The 1,057-nt window shown below is 53.5% G+C and carries 2 protein-coding genes; both read right to left on the bottom strand.

All coding sequences use genetic code 11. The features are described 5' to 3' along the window. Positions 1-320: biopolymer transporter ExbD (locus A3730_RS23040; RefSeq protein ID WP_197477587.1), on the bottom strand; the 320-nt coding region annotated here is incomplete at its 3' end. Continuing rightward, positions 317-856 carry a biopolymer transporter ExbD gene (locus A3730_RS23035; RefSeq protein ID WP_063521610.1) on the bottom strand — a complete coding sequence of 180 codons (540 nt, stop codon included), beginning with the start codon at positions 854-856 and terminating at the stop codon, positions 317-319. The genes A3730_RS23035 and A3730_RS23040, both read right to left, overlap by 4 nt. Positions 857-1,057 lie beyond the last annotated feature (201 nt).

Raw genomic sequence — 1,057 nt, 5'->3', positions numbered from 1 at the left:
AATTCTTCCACCAGCGCCGCCACGGTACGTTCTTCCTGATTCCTTACCGTTTCGGTATCAGCGATTTTCTGCCCAGCAACAATGATATCCATGGGGCTCACCTGAATGGTCAGCACCTCGGTGGGCAGTTCCTGGGCAATGGATTCCGGTAACTGGATATCCTGATTGTCCGGTAGCTTGGCCGCATTGTTGTTATTCACCAGCAGAAAGATCAGCAGGATGGTGAAAATGTCCATCAGGGAGGTCAGGTTCAACGTGGCTACGGCCTTGTGCTTGCCGTGGTGCCGGGCCATGCGGCGGGCGCGGGATGACTTCTTCATGCATCACCTCCCTTGCCGGCGTTGTTGGCGCTTTGATCCTTGGGCGCTGAACCGATGCTGATGCTCGGGAACAGCTCTTTCTTGATGGTCTGGCCGTTGACCTCGCTGTTGTACAGACGCACAGCGTCCATGGTCTGGATCATCACCTCATAGGGGGTGTCATCCTCGCACAGCAGGGTAATGGCGGTCTCATTGGGAAACTTCTCTTTTACCTTCACCAGGTAATCGTGCAAACCGGTGCTGTTGGGTGTCTCGCCATTGTTTTCCACAATTTTGAGCACTGCGCTGGTATTACGGTCGACCACTTCATAGCGGTTGCCGTAAATCAGCACTTCAAGCACCAGCTTGTCTTTTTCGTCGTCTTCCGAGGGGGTGCTGCTGTCATTCACCGCGGGCAGGTCGAGCTGCAGGATAGATACCTGCGCGAAGACCGCGTTGATCAGCAGAAAAGGAATCAGCACTACCATCAAATTCAGGAAGGCAGTGATGTTCAGTTCCACCTCGGTGTCATGCGAACGTCGTCTGCGAAAACGCATACCAGATCCTTACACCAGGTTAGCGAAAACAAGAAATCGGCTTATTGGCCGTCGTTCTTGCGCTCTTGCTGGGCAGAAACCTGGCGGAATACGTTAACGAATTTCACCGAGGCCATTTCCATGCTGTCGACCAGTTTGCCGGTCATGGAATTGATAAAGGCGAAAGCCAACAACATGGGGATCGCAGCGATCAGGCCGAAC

This window comes from Alcanivorax sp. HI0044, assembly GCF_001634945.1.
The sequence above is the reverse complement of the archived record's forward strand: the minus strand, read 5'-3'. Positions and strand labels throughout refer to the sequence as shown.